Consider the following 16,007-nt stretch of genomic DNA (forward strand, 5'->3'; position numbering starts at 1 on the left):
CGAAAATCCGCCTTTACTAGATTAAATAGAACTTGGCTTTTTTACAACAACATTTTCACAAGTGTTATTAATTTGTCCGAATTTAATTACTTTTACTTCTGGAATACCATGAGATGGCAAGTGTTGACGTAATCCTCCTTAAGCCTCATAATTATAGACAACTTTGAATAAGGGCGTAAGTAAGCTTGGACAAATGAAATGATTGGAACCTGCAGATTTTTGAACAGTTGCGGGTTCATTTTATTATAGAAAGGAATCGGATACGACGAGAATGGGCATTGAGCGATTAATTGATAAGGCTGGCGCCTATATAAAAGATAAAGATCTTCTCCGCATCCGGGAAGCTTATGAATTTGCCGATCAGGCTCATCACGGGCAGATCCGCAAGTCGGGGGAGCCATACATTCTGCATCCGCTGGCGGTGGCAGATATTGTCGTCAATATGCAAATGGATGTTATATCTATTGTTGCAGCGCTTTTGCATGATGTGGTGGAAGATACGACGGTCTCACTGGAACAAATCCGCGCTAAATTTGGCGATACCTGCGCAATGCTTGTTGACGGCTTAACGAAGCTGGAACGCATTCGCTTTCGCTCAAAGGAAGAGCAGCAGAACGAGAATTACCGCAAAATGTTTATTGCTATGGCCCAGGATATCCGGGTCATTGTCATTAAACTGGCGGACCGTCTGCATAATATGCGAACGTTAAAATACCAATCTGAAGAGAGCCAGCGCCGTATTTCTTATGAGACGTTGGAGATCTTCTGTCCTGTAGCTGACCGGCTGGGGATTTCCGCGATTAAGTGGGAGATGGAGGATATTGCGCTTCGTTACTTGAACCCGCAGCAGTATTACCGGATTGCTAATCTGGTGCATAAGAAGCGGGCTGAACGTGAGCAATTTATCGACAGCGTAATTGGCCGTATTCGTGCCAAGCTGGATGAAATGGGCATTGAAGGTGATCTTTCCGGTCGCCCGAAGCATATTTACAGTGTTTATAACAAAATGAGCACAAAAAATAAGCAGTTTAATGAAATTTATGACCTGCTGGCCATTCGTATCATTGTGGATAATATCAAGGACTGTTATGCAACCCTTGGAATTATTCATACCTTATGGAAGCCAATGCCGGGGCGTTTTAAAGATTATATAGCTATGCCAAAAGCCAATATGTATCAATCTCTGCATACTACTGTGGTAGGACCAGGCGGAGAGCCTACTGAGGTGCAAATTCGCACCTGGGAAATGCACCGCACGGCAGAATACGGGATAGCCGCACACTGGGCATACAAAGAAGGCAGCAGTAATAATGCTAATCCGGAGAATCGGATGCCTTTCTTTCGCGAAATATTGGAGCTGCAGCATGAAGCTAAGGATGCCGAAGAGTTCGTAAAATCACTAAAAATGGATTTTTTCTCAGACCTCGTGTTTGTATTTACTCCTAAAGGTGAGGTTATTGAGCTTCCTGCCGGTTCTGTGCCTCTTGACTTCGCGTTCCGCATTCATACAGAAGTGGGCAATCGTACGATTGGTTCCAAGGTGAACGGGCGGATCGTGCCGCTTGATCACAAGCTGAAGACGGGCGATATTGTTGAGATTTTGACGTCTAAGCATTCTTACGGACCTAGCCGTGACTGGCTCAAAATTGCACAATCCTCTCACGCAAGAAGCAAAATTAAACAATGGTTCAAAAAAGAAAAACGTGAGGAAAATGTCGAAAAAGGTCGCGAAGCGATTGAACGTGAGCTGAAGCGCCTGAATGTTGAAGTTTCCGAGTGGATTTCTGATGAAAAACTGTTGGAAGCTGCGAAAAAATTTGCTTTTAATGATGTAGAGGATATGTTGTCTGCCGTTGGTTTTGGTGGGATTACCGCTTCGCAGATTGCCTCCCGTTTGACGGAGAAGCTGCGCAAGGAGCAGGAAGAAGCTGCTAACCACTTGGAGCTTACTTCAGAGATGAAGGAGATCAAGTCTTCCGGCGAGAGACGAAATCAACCCACCAATGGCGTTAGTGTAAAAGGAATTGAAAACTTACTTGTTCGTTTTGCACGATGTTGCAACCCGGTTCCGGGTGACGACATTGTAGGTTATGTTACACGGGGCCGGGGCGTATCTGTACACCGCCAGGATTGTCCTAACATTCCGGGTGAAGGTGACGGAGAAGAAGCAGCTAGAGTGATTGAAGTGGAATGGGAAGGCACGATGGAAGCAAACTATAGTGTGGATATTGAGATTACAGGCCATGACCGCAATGGACTGCTCAATGAAGTACTGCAGGCTGTGTCCGAGAGCAAAACGAACATTTCAGCGGTCACTGGGCGCTCTGACAAGAATAAGATGGCAATGATTCATATGACCATCCTTATTCGTAATACGGAGCATCTGCAATCCGTTGTAGATAAAGTGAAACGAGTCAAGGATGTATATACAGTGAATCGGATCATGCAATAAGGCAAGGAGCGAAGTAGTGCGATGAGAGTTGTAGTACAGCGTTGTAAGGACGCCAAAGTAACCGTGGATGAGACAGTGACCGGAGCGATTGGCAATGGCCTGATGCTGCTTGTCGGCGTTACCCATGAAGATACAGAGAAGGATGCCAAATATTTAGCGGATAAAATAGCTGGACTGCGTATTTTTGAAGATGATGCTGGCAAAATGAACTATAGTGTCACGGATACTAACGGAGCTATTCTTTCAGTGTCCCAGTTTACTTTATACGGAGATTGCCGTAAGGGAAGACGGCCGAATTTCATGGGAGCTGCAGCTCCTGCGGAGGCCGAGCGTCTTTATGATTATTTTAATCAAGAGCTTAGAGCTGGAGGTCTTCAGGTGGAGACGGGCATATTTGGAGCGATGATGGATGTGTCGCTGACCAATTGGGGCCCAGTTACTCTCATTCTGGATAGCCGCAGCTAACGAAATAGAGGATGTCGAAGATTGCTTCTGGCCGGAGCTAACTTTCGACATCTTTTTTTTATGCGGATAGAGCTTCTTTGGGCTGGATAAACTAAATGCAGGCAGATATCACGCATAAGGCAGGGAGTTTAAGAATGAGACAATCACAGAAGGCATGGGTATGGAGAAGTATCCCGGCACTACCGACTGGGAGTCCTATGGAAGCCTGTGCATTAGCCAAAAAGCTAGACGGCGAGACCGAACCACTAGTGATGAAAGGAAGAAGCCGCAATCTCTTGCCGCGTACCTGAAGCGGGTGGAAAATGCGGCTTTTTCGGTGTTGTGAAGGAAGCCTTTTTTCCGATTAAAGGTTAGAAAGCATCCTCATAAGGGTAATAGACCACAAGAAAGAATAATTAGAACATCATTAATTGCTAAAGACAGAGAGGAGAAACTATTACATGAGTAACGTTGCTTTCTTACTGGCTAATGATTTTGAAGATTCTGAAATGAAGGTTCCTTATGATGAAATTATAAAGGCAGGACATCAAGCTGACATTATTGGTTTGAAAAAAGGGGAGACCTTGCTAGGTAAAAAGAAAGAAGTCTCCTACGCAGCAGACAAGGCGATCGCCGATGTTCAAGCAAGTGATTATGACGCGATTGTCATCCCGGGTGGTTCTTCCCCCGAGAATTTACGGCAAAATGCTGATATTTTGAAGTTTGTAAAAGAAGCAAATGAAGCAGGCAAGCCTATCGCCTCTATTTGCCACGGACCGCAAATTCTGATCAGTGCAGACTTGCTTAAGGGACGCACCATTACCTCTTATCCTCCGCTGAAGGATGATGTTGTGAATGCCGGCGCGGAGTTTAAGGATGAGGAAGTAGTGGTTGATCGCAATTACATTACTTCGCGTACACCAAAAGATGAGCCTGCATTTGTTCGTGAAATATTGAAGGTCCTGAAATAAATAAGCATTTTTTATTTTAGAGTCTTATAATCCAAGGAGGTAATGGCAATGAGCAGAAAAATCCAAGCGTATTTCAGAACTGAAAATGAAGCAGAAGGCGCAAAAACAGCATTGATTAGCTATAAGGTGGATGGCTTGGAGGTTTGGCCACTCACAGACCCTATCGGCAATGATCGTAATATTCTGTTTCCAATCATTCCACTGGATAGTGCATCTGTAGTCGCAGGCACAACTGGAACGCTTGGAACGGCTAGCACACCTGCAGCTGGAGCTATGCTGGTTCCTGGCATTGCCGCTTCCGACACTCGGGCTGACCCTGAAACACATTATAGTGTGAATGAAGATCAGGTTAGTGCGAACGTGGCAGAAGGAGATCTCGAAGATGGGGATTTAAGTGAACTTCGTTATGTGATGGAGCTAAGTATAGCAGAAGAAAATTATAATGAAGTTGTGGAAATCCTTCGGGGCAAAGGGGCCTATGTTGAACAATTCGAATAGTATTCTATTAAAAATAAACCGCTTTCATGGAATGTAATATAATCGTAATATTACGTACATGATTCCTTAATATAGCGTGTTTATAATAAAGGCATGACCCCCTTTTTAATAATATATGATGATGGACCTGCAGCATTCGGCTGCAGGTCATTTTTTTTGTTACAATATAATTGCTGAATAAAAAACTCGGAAGCTGTCAAAATTTATACCAGGCATCCTTTTTACTTCCTTGACTTTAATGCAGTAGTTCAGTAGAATATTAACAATATACGATTTTATCATATGGTTTTGATGACGGGACCAAGTAATTCGAGAACCCACAACTCCAGAGAAGAATCCCTTGTCGATTCGGATGACATCTACTTAAGTGGATGATGAACCGGTATCGCTTGGCTGCAAGGATTCTGTTGATGAGCGAATGAATGACCTCCCCGAGAACGTACGGCGAAAGTGGGCAGTGTTGATTGCCGCGATCAGTAGCCGTTTACGCGTAGGCGGGCGTTAACCGCTTTGAGCGGCTTCAGTATATTTTTACTGATCCGGAATGTGGGTGGTACCACGTGGTGTATTATTGGTTATGATAATCCCTCGTCCCTGTTTTTTTATAAAACAGGGCGAGGGATTTTTTGCTTTTTCTGCAATAGAAACAGATGAAGAGAACAGCTTTAGAGGGGTTATTTTTTAGGAGGGATAGACTGTGGCTAAAGAAAGATTCGAGAAACCAACAGGAACGCAGGACGTGCTTCCGGGTGCTGTGGAGAAATGGCAGTATATTGAGGGGAAGGCCAGAGATTTATGCCGCCGTTTTAACTACCGGGAAATTCGCACACCTATGTTTGAGCACACAGGGTTATTCGAACGTGGAGTAGGCGAAACAACGGATATCGTGGAAGGCGAAATGTATACGTTCAAGGACAAAGGCGACCGTGATTTGGCTCTTCGTCCAGAAGGAACGGCTGGTGTCGTGCGGGCTTACGTTCAGAACAAGCTATACGGTGAACCTGATGTAAGCAAGCTGTATTATATCGGACCTATGTTCCGTTATGAGCGTCCGCAGGCCGGAAGATATCGCCAGTTCCATCAGTTTGGGATTGAGGCGTTTGGGGCCGTGGATCCGGCTATTGATGCAGAAGTAATCTCTATGGGCTATCAATTCTATAAGGATCTAGGTCTTAAGGATGTAAGAGTGGAGCTTAATTCCGTGGGTAATGCACCAAGCCGTGCGGCTTACCGGGAGAAGCTGCTGGGATTCCTTAGACCGATGAAGGATAACCTCTGCAGTGACTGTCAGCGTCGAATCGAGCGTAATCCGCTTCGTGTGCTGGATTGCAAGGTGGATCAGGATAAATTTACAGATGCGCCTTCCATTTTGGACAGTTTGGATGATGAATGCATAACTCATTTTGAGAAGGTTAAGATGCATCTCGACATCATGGGTGTGGAGTTCACGATTAATCCTCGTCTTGTACGTGGTTTGGATTATTACACGCATACTGCGTTTGAATATAAAGCAGCTGGCATTGGCTCTATTGATACCGTAGGCGGCGGAGGCCGTTACAACGGTTTGGTTGAAGAAATCGGTGGACCGGATCAACCGGGTATTGGTTTTGGGATCGGGCTGGAGCGTATTCTTCTTATTCTGGAAGATCAGAAGGTAGAGCTGGAGACTGCGAAGCCACTGGATGTGTATTTTGTAGCTCTTGGCGAAGAGGCTGACATTGAAATCTCCAAGCAGCTATACTTTCTGCGTAGCCAAGGGTTCTCGGCAGAACGCGACTACCTCGGCCGGAAGATGAAGGCGCAGATGAAGTCAGCTGACCGTATGTCGGCACGTTATACTGCGATTCTTGGCGAAGACGAGCTGAAGAATGGTGTAATTGCGCTGAAGTCGATGAGCACAGGGGAACAGCAGACTGTGAAGCTCGAAGAGCTGGCTCAGGCGTTGGTATAGAAGAAGACTTTTTAAGTAGAAATGTATTTTTAAATAAAAAGGGGAATGGTGAATTATGCAAAGAAGTCATAACTGTGGGCAATTAACACCAGAACATATTGGACAAACGGTAACCTTGAACGGATGGGTCCAGACCCGCCGCGACCTTGGGGGCGTACTTTTTATTGACCTGCGTGACAGAAGCGGTATTGTGCAAGTTGTATTCAACCCGGACTACTCCGGCGAAGCACTGCAAATTGCGGATAAGGTTCGCAGTGAGTATGTTTTGGCTGTCAAAGGAAAAGTGGTTAAACGTGATGAAGAAACCATTAACCGCAATCTGCCAACAGGTGAGATTGAAGTTCAAATTACAGATATCGAAGTGCTGAACGCTGCTAAGACCCCTCCATTCTTCATCGAAGATGGAGTGGAAGTAGACGAATCTCTTCGCCTGAAATATCGTTACCTGGATCTGCGTCGTCCAGAAATGCAAAAAACGCTGTTGCTACGCTCGAAAGCTTCTAAGATTTTCCGCGATTTCCTTGACAGTGAAGGATTTATTGATGTAGAAACACCAATCCTAACTAAGAGCTCACCGGAAGGTGCGCGTGATTATTTGGTGCCAAGCCGTGTGCATGAAGGCGAATTTTTCGCATTGCCACAATCTCCACAAATCTACAAGCAGCTATTGATGGTGGGTGGCGTTGAACGCTATTATCAAATTGCTCGTTGTTTCCGTGATGAAGATTTGCGTGCTGACCGCCAGCCGGAATTTACACAAGTGGACATCGAGACTTCATTCCTGTCTCAGGATGAGCTGCTTGGCATGATGGAGAACCTGATGCAGCGTTTGTTTAAAGAAACTGTAGGAGCGGATATTCAACTTCCATTCCAACGTTTGACTTATGCTGAGGCTATGGGCAAATACGGTTCAGACAAACCTGACCTGCGTTTTGGATTAGAGCTTGTGGAAATGAACGATATTGTTGCCACAAGTGGCGTAAAGGTATTCGCTTCCGTGATCGAAAAAGGCGGAGAAGTGAAATGTCTAAATGCTAAAGGCTGTGGGACTTGGACTCGTAAAGAAATCGATGATCTCGGACCTTATGCTGCGCGTTATGGAGCGAAAGGTTTGGCTTGGATTCAAGTGAAAGACGGCGAGTTCAAAGGGCCGATTGTCAAATTCTTCACTGAAGAAGAAATTGCCGCTGTGAAGGAGCGTACAGGCGCTGAAGAAGGCGACCTACTGTTGTTCTCCGCTGATACCAAAAAGGTTGTAGCGGACGTTCTAGGTGCCCTTCGTGTCAAAATCGGACGTCAGCTGGGTCTGATCGACGATAACGTGTTCAAGTTCGCTTGGGTGACTGACTTCCCATTGCTTGGTTATGATGAAGATCAGAAACGTTATGTAGCAGAACACCATCCGTTCACTCGTCCACGTGAAGAGGATCTGCATCTGTTCGACACAGATCCAGGTGCAATTCGTGCACAAGCCTACGATATCGTTCTGAACGGTTATGAAGTAGGCGGCGGCTCCATGCGGATTTACAAACGTGAAGTACAGGAAAAAATGTTCCAAGCTCTCGGCTTCTCAGATGAGGTTGCTTACGAGAAATTTGGTTACCTGATGGATGCGTTCGAATATGGTACACCTCCACATGGTGGTATTGCCTTCGGTTTAGATCGTCTAATTATGCTGCTGGCGGGTCGTACAAATCTACGCGAAACCATCGCATTCCCGAAAACGGCAAGTGCAACGGACCTGCTTATGGATGCACCTGCACCAGTAGACGGTTCACAATTGGAGCAACTGCATATTAAGCTGGCTCTTAAACCAAAGAAAGAAAAAGAAAAAGAATAATTAAATAAAGCGGGCGAGGCAGATTTCTGCTTCGCCATAGCTTTTGAAGGAGGCTGACCTCATGCTGCATCAGTTCTCACGTACGGAACTGGCGATCGGACCGGAAGGTCTGGAGATTATGAAGAACAGCACAGTAGCGGTACTTGGTATCGGCGGTGTTGGCGGTATGGCTGTTGAGGCATTGGCTCGTAGCGGGATCGGCAGACTGATTCTGATTGATAAGGATTCCGTCGACATTACCAATGTGAATCGGCAGATCCACGCACTTACTACAACGGTTGGGCAAAAGAAGGCCGAACTGATGGTAGACCGTGTGAGGCTGATTAATCCGGAATGTGAAGCAATTGCGCTGAACATGTTCTATACGGAAGAAACCTATGAGGAACTGTTCAAGCTGAAACCGGATTATGTGATTGATGCCTCGGATACGATTATCTACAAGGTCCATTTGATTAAAGAATGTCTGGCACGTGGAATTCCTATGATCTCAAGCATGGGCGCTGCCAACAAAATGGATCCTACAAGATTCCAGGTAGCGGACATTTCCAAAACAACGTATGATCCGATTGCCCGGGTCATTCGCCAGAAGCTGCGTAAGGATGGGATTAAGAAAGGCGTGAAGGTGGTTTTCTCTACGGAGCCGCCAATGAAGCCACGTCAGGATGTTACGGACAAGATTGTTCCGGAGAATGCGCCGGATCGACGTAAAGCGAAACAACCGCCAGCCAGCAATTCATTTGTTCCACCGGTAGCCGGCCTAATTATGGTCAGCGTTGCCGTGCGGGATTTGCTTGAGGCTGGAGGCGTCAGCTTGTAAGTGAATCGCTGAGCTGAGGCTGTTTCAATTATAGTTATAGGATTAGAGTAATGGACAAAAGGGCGAGTAGCTGGAATCCGGCTGCGTACGCCCTTTTGTTGTCGTTAAACAGGCGGGTTCTGCAAGAAGCAGGCCACAAATAGGCATAATAGCTGAACCGGGATGAACGGCTGATTTAGATTTATAATCCGGGTAATATCCGCCTGCGGAACTTAATATCAGTGGAGGTTTTTGTACATGAAATCGAATTTTTGGCGAAATAGTGTGGGGCTTGCGCCTGAGAATGACTGGAAACGGGAATGGGCTGCAGGGATTCTCTCCTATTTTGCTTCAGTTTATATTGTTATGGTGAATGCGACGATTCTCCATGACGCGGGGATGCCGCTTAGACCGGCAATGGTGGCTACACTGTTGACTGCTATTACCGGCTGTCTGCTGATGGCTTTTGGCGGGAAGACGCCTATCATCGTGGTTCCCGGGATGGGGATTAACGCATTTTTCACTTATACGCTTGTTCATTCCATGAAACTGGACTGGAGAGAGGCGCTTACTGTAGTCGTTATAACAGGCGTGTTATTCGCTATCGTGGCCTTTACATCACTTTATCGTATTCTTAGTGAGGCAATTCCCCAAAACCTGCAGCATGCCATTACAGTCGGTATAGGGCTGTTTCTGACCTTTATAGGGCTGCAAAAGAGTGGGATAGTGATTGCCCATCAGACTACTTTTGTTGCCATAGGACATTTTAGTGATCCTGCAGTTATTACATCCTGTGTGACTTTATTGCTGGCTTTAGTGTTATTTATCCGGGGAACTAATGGTGGCCTGCTGATAAGTATGCTGGTTGGTACAGGACTAGCCTATCTGCTGGGAGCTGCACATGCACCGGAAAAACAGGCCTCAGGGCATGTATTCTCAGGTTATGGCGGCCTATTTTTCGGAATGGACTGGAGCGGCATTGTGAGCCTGGTGTTCTGGATTGCTGTATTCCTGTTATTGTTAATCGTTGTATTTGAAAATATCGGTCTTGTAGCCTCGCAGACGATGATGGCAGGCCGTCCAGAACGCTTCAAAAGCAGCCTGCGTGCGCTCTCGCTTGCTAATATCGCCGCAGGTCTTTTCGGAAGCAGTCCGGTCGTGGCCGCTGCAGAATCCAATGCAGGAATAGCTGCGGGCGGGCGTTCGGGTCTCACCTCGCTGGTGACAGGGCTTCTATTTGGGGCGACCTTCTTATTCCTACCGCTGTTATCTTATATTCCCGACAGTGCGATCGCACCGATCCTGATTGTGATCGGCGGGCTAATGGTACAGAATGTGCGTGAGATGGACTTGAGTGATTTGACCGAGCTGTTCCCTTCTTTTCTAATCATGGTTATGATTCCATTCACCTATAGCATCGTGGACGGTATGGCTTTTGGTTTTATTACCTACCCAATTGTGAAGCTGGCGTTGGGCAAAGGGAAGGAAGTGCCACCTGCGCTGTATGGAATTGCTGGTTTGTTTGTGGCTAACTTTATTTTGCAGGCTGTGCTATAGTGCGGCATCCAGTTTCTTTGATTGCGAGGGACCTGTTGCACACTAATTAGCTCTACTGCCAGCGTTGAAATCAAAGGCAGAAGTGCCGTTGATTCGAGCCGAATGTGTGCGAACGCCGAAAACAGAGGCGAAAATGCCTCTGATGCGAGCTAAATGTGCCTGGACGTCGAAATCAAAGGCAAAAATGCCTCTGATCGGAGCTAAATGCGTGCGAACGCCGAAACCAAAGGCAAAAATACCTCTGATGCGAGCCAAATGTGAGCGAACGCTGAAATTAAAGGCAAAAATGCCTCAGATTCGAGCTAAACGTGTGCGAACGTCGAAAACAGAGGCAAAAATGCCGTTGATTCGAGCCGAACGTGTGCGAACGCCGAAACCAAAGGCATAAATACCGTTGATTGGGGCTAAATGTGCGTAGACGCCGAAATCAAAGGGATAAATACCGTAGATTGGAGCTAAATGCGCGTAGATGCCGAAATCAAAGGGATAAATACCGTAGATTGGAGCTAAATGCGCGTAGATGCCGAAATCAAAGGGATAAATACCGTAGATGGAAGATAAATGTGCCTGGACATTGAAATAAAAGGCAAAAATGTCTCTGATGCCAGCCGAACGTGTGCGAACGCCGAAACCAAAGGCAAAAAAGCCTCTGCTCGGAGCTAAATGCGTGCGAACGCTGAAACCAAAGGCAAAAAAGCCTTTGGTTTGTCCCAAACATTCGACGCTTGTGCGAGCTAAGGAGCACCAAAGGGCTTTAGAGGTTGAAGAACTTATAAGTTAAGTTTAGTCAAATCATTTGAAAGATTTGGTATTTAAGTGCTGATTGTGCTACAATGGGTATCCTTTTGCGTGAGAAATGGGCGTAGGAGCATGAAAATTTAAGCTCGATAAACTTTTAGGAGGTAACTGAAATTGGAAGACAACTTTCAAAGTGCCTATCAAGAGGAAGAAGACAGGCTGAATCAAGCGCTTACTGAAATTGACACTTTGCTGGAGAAGCTCCAGCAGACACCAGTGTACACGGGACATGACTATACGGAACAGGTGCTGGAAGCGAACCGTGATCAGAAGCGCAAAGATCTTGCCAAGCTTAGGCAGGAGCCTTATTTCGGACGGCTTGATTTTCAAGGCAATGATGAGAATGAACGGAAGGCACTCTATATAGGCAAAATCGGCGTAGACCGCGAGCAGGTAAGCGACCGTCCGCTAGTCATCGACTGGCGCGCACCGGTAGCAAGCCTGTTCTATTCGTTTACCGGCGGTACGGAGCCAGCCACCTATGAAGCTCCTGAGGGATTGATAGAGGGGCTGGTATACCTCAAACGCAACGTGGTGATTCGGAAGCAAATTCTGGAGCGGGTCGCGGATACGTACAATCGGGAAAGCGATGCACCGATTGTATCGGATGAGTTTCTCGTCTATCGACTTGGGGAGAACAAGGATAATCGTCTACGGGATATCGTATCGACCATTCAAGAGGAGCAGGACAAGATTATCCGTGCTGCCAAAAATACAGCGCTAATCATTCAGGGCGTGGCAGGAAGCGGTAAAACAACCGTTGCACTGCACAGGCTTGCTTTTCTGCTGTATCAATACAAGGATCAGGTTTCTGCGGAAAAAATGATCATTTTTGCACCAAACCGGATGTTTTTGGATTACATCTCGGATGTATTACCTGAGCTCGGGGTAGGTAATATTGCTCAAAGTACATTTCCGGATTGGGCGGCTAATGTACTAGGACTGGAATTGCCGGAACAGGATGCGACAGAGACGATGAACCGCTGGTTCGAAACCCCTGGCGGCATGCCGGTAATTACAGAAGAGACACCAGGGCGCTTCAAGGGTTCCACGGTGCTGATGGGAATCATAGAGTCCAGCATCAAGCTATTGGAAAGCAGCTCTGTACCTGAGGGTGATTTTAGCCCGTGGGAGGGTGCGGTGCTACGCCGTTCTATGATTTTGCGCTGGCATAATGAGGAGTATGCTCCCTATCCTCCAGCCAAGCGCAAGGAACGGGTAATGGCGCGGATTCATCGCTGGATTGAGATGGAACTGAAGAAGAGTCCTTCAGCTGCTGCTATGAAGGATCGCAAGAAAAAAGGCGCGCAGCGAGAGAAGGCTTATAGTGCCAAATGGCCTAAATATGATCCATTAACGATCTATAAGCAAATTTTCCGAGCAGCTAAACTTCCTGAGGATTGGCCGGTTGAACCGCCAGAGGAAATTCCGGCAGCTGTGTTGAAGGAAACGGCAAAAGAGCTGAAAAAAGGCATCATACGTGAAGAGGATTTACCTCCGCTGCTGTATATCCATTATCTTTTGAATGGTGATGAGGGCGTTACTCGCTTTGACCATGTAGTAATCGATGAGGCTCAGGATTTTTCACCTTTCCAAATTGCCGTTCTGGATTTATATGTGCGAGGCCATTCCTTTACGATCCTGGGTGATCTCTCGCAGGGCATACATGCCTATAAAGGCGTACACGCGTGGGAAGAGATGCAGACGTTGTTTGCACCTGAGAACACGGCTTATCACGCGCTGACACGCAGCTATCGTTCTACTATGGAAATTATAGACTTCGCTAATGGAATTCTATCTTCAGGTGTGGAGAGCTCATTGCTGGCTGTTCCTGTGTTTCGTAGTGGAGATCCCGTGCGTATGATCGCCTATGGCGAGGATGCCGGGGAACTGGTGGCTGATGAGCAAGCTCGCTTGCGGACAATAACCTCTGCACTGAAGTCTCTGTCAGGAAGGGAATACCGTACGGTGGCTGTCCTAACAAGAAATCTTCATGAGGCTGCAGAACTATATGCGGAGCTGGCACAGCATTTTGAAGATATTCATCTGATTGATGGCAGTATGACGCAATATCAGGGCGGGTTATCGGTGCTGCCTGTCTATTTATCAAAAGGTTTGGAGTTCGATGCGGTGATCTTAGCAGATGCCGATCAAGACCATTACGGAGCGACGGCTTGGGACGCGAAGCTGATGTATGTCGGCTGTACACGTGCTCTCCATGAGCTGTGGCTGCTCCATAATGGGGAAGTTCCTTCCTATGTGCAAACGGCGGCTGGAAGCGATTCTGAGGGAGAGTAAGACTGGTGGAGAATGGTTATAACTGTTCTTGGTCTTGTAACTCCCCCATAGGTATGGCTTAATAATAAGTGTCCGGCCGGGCAAGAACACTTCTGGAAGGAGGCTGATTGAAATGATTTCAGTATACGAGGTGGTTTCCGTTTAAGACGGAAACCTGCTTAAAGCGAGGAGGCCTTACGGCCTCCTTATTACTAACATAAGAAGTACCACACTTATCCATAAGAACGAAATTTATGAAATCGAATGTAGACGCTACCAAAAGGTTTTTATATAATGAAATTACGGATTTTTCCAAATATGAGGAGAAGAAAGGAGGCAGGTGACGTGATTATAACTAAAAACTTAGTTGACCGACGCATAGGGACACACCTGTTGAAGGAGGAAATGCAAGTTGAGTTATGTAAATGGGAAGGATGTGCTCCCCCCTGGCTTGCTCGAAGAGCTTCAGGGATACATCCAAGGTGAACTGCTCTACATCCCAAAGAAGACGGAAGAGCGGGTTCGATGGGGCGAGAACAGCGGTTCGAGGAAAGAAATAGCGAACCGGAACAAGGAAATTTTCAGTTGTCATCGAAGCGGTGATTCCGTAGCGGAACTTCAGAAGAAGTACCATCTATCGGAAGAAAGCATTCGTAAAATCATATCAAAAATGCGGCTGGCAGTAAATTGCTAGCTTGCAATTCAAGCATAAACGCCTCTGGTGTCCTTAGAAGGACGGTAAGCGTTATGCGAGAAATCATAAGGATAAAGTATAGCGTGAAACCTATACTTTCTTATATTTTGAAAAAAGAGCATGGCTCCCGCCTTTCTAAGACGAGATCATGCTCTTTTTATTTTGGCGCAAAATAAGTTTATGCTGATACTGTTACCTTGACCCGGCAGGACATCCTAATCCTTCCCTGTGATATGGTATGATAGAAAGGGATTTACATTGAGCTTTTACAAGAATATAGCAAGGAAGTGGAGTTATGGATTTATTTTCTTTCGGAGAGGACACCGGGGGCGGACGGCTGCTTGCGGACCGGATGAGACCGGAGAATCTTGATGAATATATTGGTCAAGAGCATATCATAGGTCGGGGGAAGCTGCTGCGAAGAGCGATTGAGGCGGATCAAGTCTCTTCGATTTTGCTCTATGGTCCCCCGGGATGCGGCAAGACGACACTCGCGCATATTATTTCTCATCACACACAAGGAGAGTTCGTACGTCTGAATGCGGTGGAAGCTACCGTGAAGGATGTACGGGAGGTTATTGAGCGAGCTCAGAACAATCAAACATTGTACGGCACTAAGACGATCCTGTTCCTGGATGAGGTGCATCGATTTAATAGCTCACGCCAGGATGCGCTTTTGCCGGCGGTAGAAAAAGGGACCATCACCTTCATTGGAGCGACTACAGAGAACCCGTTTCATTATGTTAATGGGGCGCTTATGAGCCGTTCCACCTTATTTCAGCTGGAGGCATTAACGAGTGAACACAGCTTGATCGCAATGCGCAGAGCCTTGGCGGACAAAGAGAAAGGTCTTGGATTTATGGAGCTTCAGGTCGATGAGGAGGCTTTGTTGCATATTGCAACAATGGCTAATGGAGACATCCGGCGGGCACTAAATGCACTGGAGCTGGCAGCCCTGACTACCGCACCACAAGTTGATGGAAGTGTTCATATCACGCTGGAGGTGGCGGAGGAATCCATTCGGCGCCCCATTGTGAAGGCTGATGAATCTACGCAGTATGATGTGCTATCCGCTTTTCATAAAAGTATTCGCGGTTCCAGCGACGCCGCGTTGTTTTGGTTTCTGTATGCGGTAGAAAAGCTTGGAATGGACCCTATGACTTTTATTCGGCGCCTGATTGCAGCCAGCAGTGAGGATATCGGCTTGGCTAATCCCCAAGCTATGGTTCAAGCGGTGAGTGCGCTGGATGCGTATCGAAACAATGGTTGGCCAGAGGCGAAGCTGAACATTGCCCAAGCTATTCTTTTTGCAGTGGAAAGTCCGAAGTCTAATGCTGTGGTTATGGCTATTTCCAATGCAATGGCAAGTATGGATGAGATCAAATCAGCGGAGGTACCGCTGCATCTGCGTGATACGCACTATAAAGGTGCAACTGCGTTAGGGCATGAAGGATATCAATATCCGCACAATTTTCCGGGGCATTATGTGAAGCAAGAGTATTTGCCTAAGGAGATTTCTCAGCGTGTTTTTTATCAAGCTACTGAGCAAGGCAATGAGATTAAGATACGTCATAATCAAAAGCTTCGGCGGGAGCAGTGAGCAGCTAGCGACTGTAATACCTTCCAATTTCATGCTGGAAAGCCAAAAATTTTAACTTTCAGTCGAACTAAATAATTCCCAAAAAAAGGCGGCCTAGAGCCGTTTTTTTGTTGCCTACGTTACTTTTAA

14 protein-coding genes are annotated in these 16,007 nt (G+C 46.5%); 13 read left to right on the forward strand and 1 reads right to left on the reverse strand.

The genetic code is table 11. From position 1 onward, the window contains the following. The first annotated feature begins 271 nt into the window (after positions 1-271). From MHH63_RS03850 to MHH63_RS03895, 10 genes are all read left to right on the forward strand, one after another. Entirely contained in the window at positions 272-2,452 is a 2,181-nt protein-coding gene (locus MHH63_RS03850) for a RelA/SpoT family protein (protein WP_036677643.1), read from the forward strand. 21 nt (positions 2,453-2,473) lie between these two features. Beyond that, positions 2,474-2,917, forward strand: coding sequence for a D-aminoacyl-tRNA deacylase (dtd, locus tag MHH63_RS03855; RefSeq protein WP_036677641.1), 444 nt, complete (start codon positions 2,474-2,476; stop codon positions 2,915-2,917). Positions 2,918-3,051: 134 nt separating this feature from the next. Next, positions 3,052-3,207 (forward strand): hypothetical protein, encoded by a 156-nt coding sequence (locus MHH63_RS03860; protein ID WP_175617366.1) that lies wholly within the window; start codon positions 3,052-3,054, stop codon positions 3,205-3,207. A 150-nt stretch (positions 3,208-3,357) separates the two neighbouring features. Next, a complete protein-coding gene (locus MHH63_RS03865) occupies positions 3,358-3,867 on the forward strand; it encodes a type 1 glutamine amidotransferase domain-containing protein (RefSeq protein WP_076105448.1) in 510 nt (169 codons plus the stop codon). 48 nt (positions 3,868-3,915) lie between these two features. After that, on the forward strand, positions 3,916-4,365 hold the full coding sequence (locus MHH63_RS03870; RefSeq protein WP_036677637.1) for a hypothetical protein: 450 nt from the start codon (positions 3,916-3,918) through the stop codon (positions 4,363-4,365). Positions 4,366-4,732: 367 nt separating this feature from the next. Continuing rightward, positions 4,733-4,870, forward strand: coding sequence for a hypothetical protein (locus MHH63_RS03875; protein ID WP_155288182.1), 138 nt, complete (start codon positions 4,733-4,735; stop codon positions 4,868-4,870). A gap of 192 nt (positions 4,871-5,062) precedes the next feature. Continuing rightward, positions 5,063-6,316, forward strand: a complete 1,254-nt coding sequence (gene hisS / locus MHH63_RS03880) for a histidine--tRNA ligase (protein ID WP_036677635.1) — start codon at positions 5,063-5,065, stop codon at positions 6,314-6,316. Positions 6,317-6,371: 55 nt separating this feature from the next. After that, on the forward strand, positions 6,372-8,156 hold the full coding sequence (aspS, locus tag MHH63_RS03885) for an aspartate--tRNA ligase (protein ID WP_076193219.1): 1,785 nt from the start codon (positions 6,372-6,374) through the stop codon (positions 8,154-8,156). Positions 8,157-8,217: 61 nt separating this feature from the next. After that, the gene (locus MHH63_RS03890) at positions 8,218-8,973 is read left to right on the forward strand and encodes a tRNA threonylcarbamoyladenosine dehydratase (RefSeq protein WP_076277219.1); all 756 of its coding nucleotides are present in this window, start codon (positions 8,218-8,220) and stop codon (positions 8,971-8,973) included. Positions 8,974-9,210: 237 nt separating this feature from the next. Then, the gene (locus MHH63_RS03895) at positions 9,211-10,509 is read left to right on the forward strand and encodes an NCS2 family permease (protein WP_036677630.1); all 1,299 of its coding nucleotides are present in this window, start codon (positions 9,211-9,213) and stop codon (positions 10,507-10,509) included. A 291-nt stretch (positions 10,510-10,800) separates the two neighbouring features. On the opposite strand, the gene MHH63_RS03900 is transcribed toward MHH63_RS03895, so the two are convergent. Continuing rightward, positions 10,801-11,223: a hypothetical protein gene (locus MHH63_RS03900; protein WP_341171225.1), complete on the reverse strand. Its 423-nt coding sequence runs from the start codon at positions 11,221-11,223 to the stop codon at positions 10,801-10,803. 198 nt (positions 11,224-11,421) lie between these two features. Between MHH63_RS03900 and MHH63_RS03905 the strand changes: the two genes are divergently transcribed. The 3 genes from MHH63_RS03905 to MHH63_RS03915 all read left to right on the forward strand — a co-directional run bounded on the left by MHH63_RS03905 (position 11,422) and on the right by MHH63_RS03915 (position 15,878). Then, complete coding sequence (locus MHH63_RS03905) at positions 11,422-13,605, forward strand: HelD family protein (protein WP_076218484.1); 2,184 nt, start codon at positions 11,422-11,424, stop codon at positions 13,603-13,605. Positions 13,606-13,996: 391 nt separating this feature from the next. Further along, positions 13,997-14,278: a CD3324 family protein gene (locus MHH63_RS03910; RefSeq protein ID WP_076129667.1), complete on the forward strand. Its 282-nt coding sequence runs from the start codon at positions 13,997-13,999 to the stop codon at positions 14,276-14,278. Between the two features lie 295 nt (positions 14,279-14,573). Next, positions 14,574-15,878, forward strand: coding sequence for a replication-associated recombination protein A (locus tag MHH63_RS03915; RefSeq protein WP_076129668.1), 1,305 nt, complete (start codon positions 14,574-14,576; stop codon positions 15,876-15,878). Positions 15,879-16,007 lie beyond the last annotated feature (129 nt).

The organism is Paenibacillus sp. FSL H3-0310 (genome assembly GCF_038002785.1).
GTDB lineage: Bacteria > Bacillota > Bacilli > Paenibacillales > Paenibacillaceae > Paenibacillus_AQ > Paenibacillus_AQ odorifer.

What these genes read in the sequence shown, in the direction of transcription:
- MHH63_RS03860 (WP_175617366.1), top strand. Translation starts at nt 3,052, where the DNA reads ATGAGACAATCACAGAAGGCATGGGTATGGAGAAGTATCCCGGCACTA.
- dtd (WP_036677641.1), top strand. Translation starts at nt 2,474, where the DNA reads ATGAGAGTTGTAGTACAGCGTTGTAAGGACGCCAAAGTAACCGTGGAT.
- aspS (WP_076193219.1), top strand. Translation starts at nt 6,372, where the DNA reads ATGCAAAGAAGTCATAACTGTGGGCAATTAACACCAGAACATATTGGA.
- MHH63_RS03850 (WP_036677643.1), top strand. Translation starts at nt 272, where the DNA reads ATGGGCATTGAGCGATTAATTGATAAGGCTGGCGCCTATATAAAAGAT.
- MHH63_RS03895 (WP_036677630.1), top strand. Translation starts at nt 9,211, where the DNA reads ATGAAATCGAATTTTTGGCGAAATAGTGTGGGGCTTGCGCCTGAGAAT.
- MHH63_RS03915 (WP_076129668.1), top strand. Translation starts at nt 14,574, where the DNA reads ATGGATTTATTTTCTTTCGGAGAGGACACCGGGGGCGGACGGCTGCTT.
- MHH63_RS03890 (WP_076277219.1), top strand. Translation starts at nt 8,218, where the DNA reads ATGCTGCATCAGTTCTCACGTACGGAACTGGCGATCGGACCGGAAGGT.
- MHH63_RS03865 (WP_076105448.1), top strand. Translation starts at nt 3,358, where the DNA reads ATGAGTAACGTTGCTTTCTTACTGGCTAATGATTTTGAAGATTCTGAA.
- MHH63_RS03870 (WP_036677637.1), top strand. Translation starts at nt 3,916, where the DNA reads ATGAGCAGAAAAATCCAAGCGTATTTCAGAACTGAAAATGAAGCAGAA.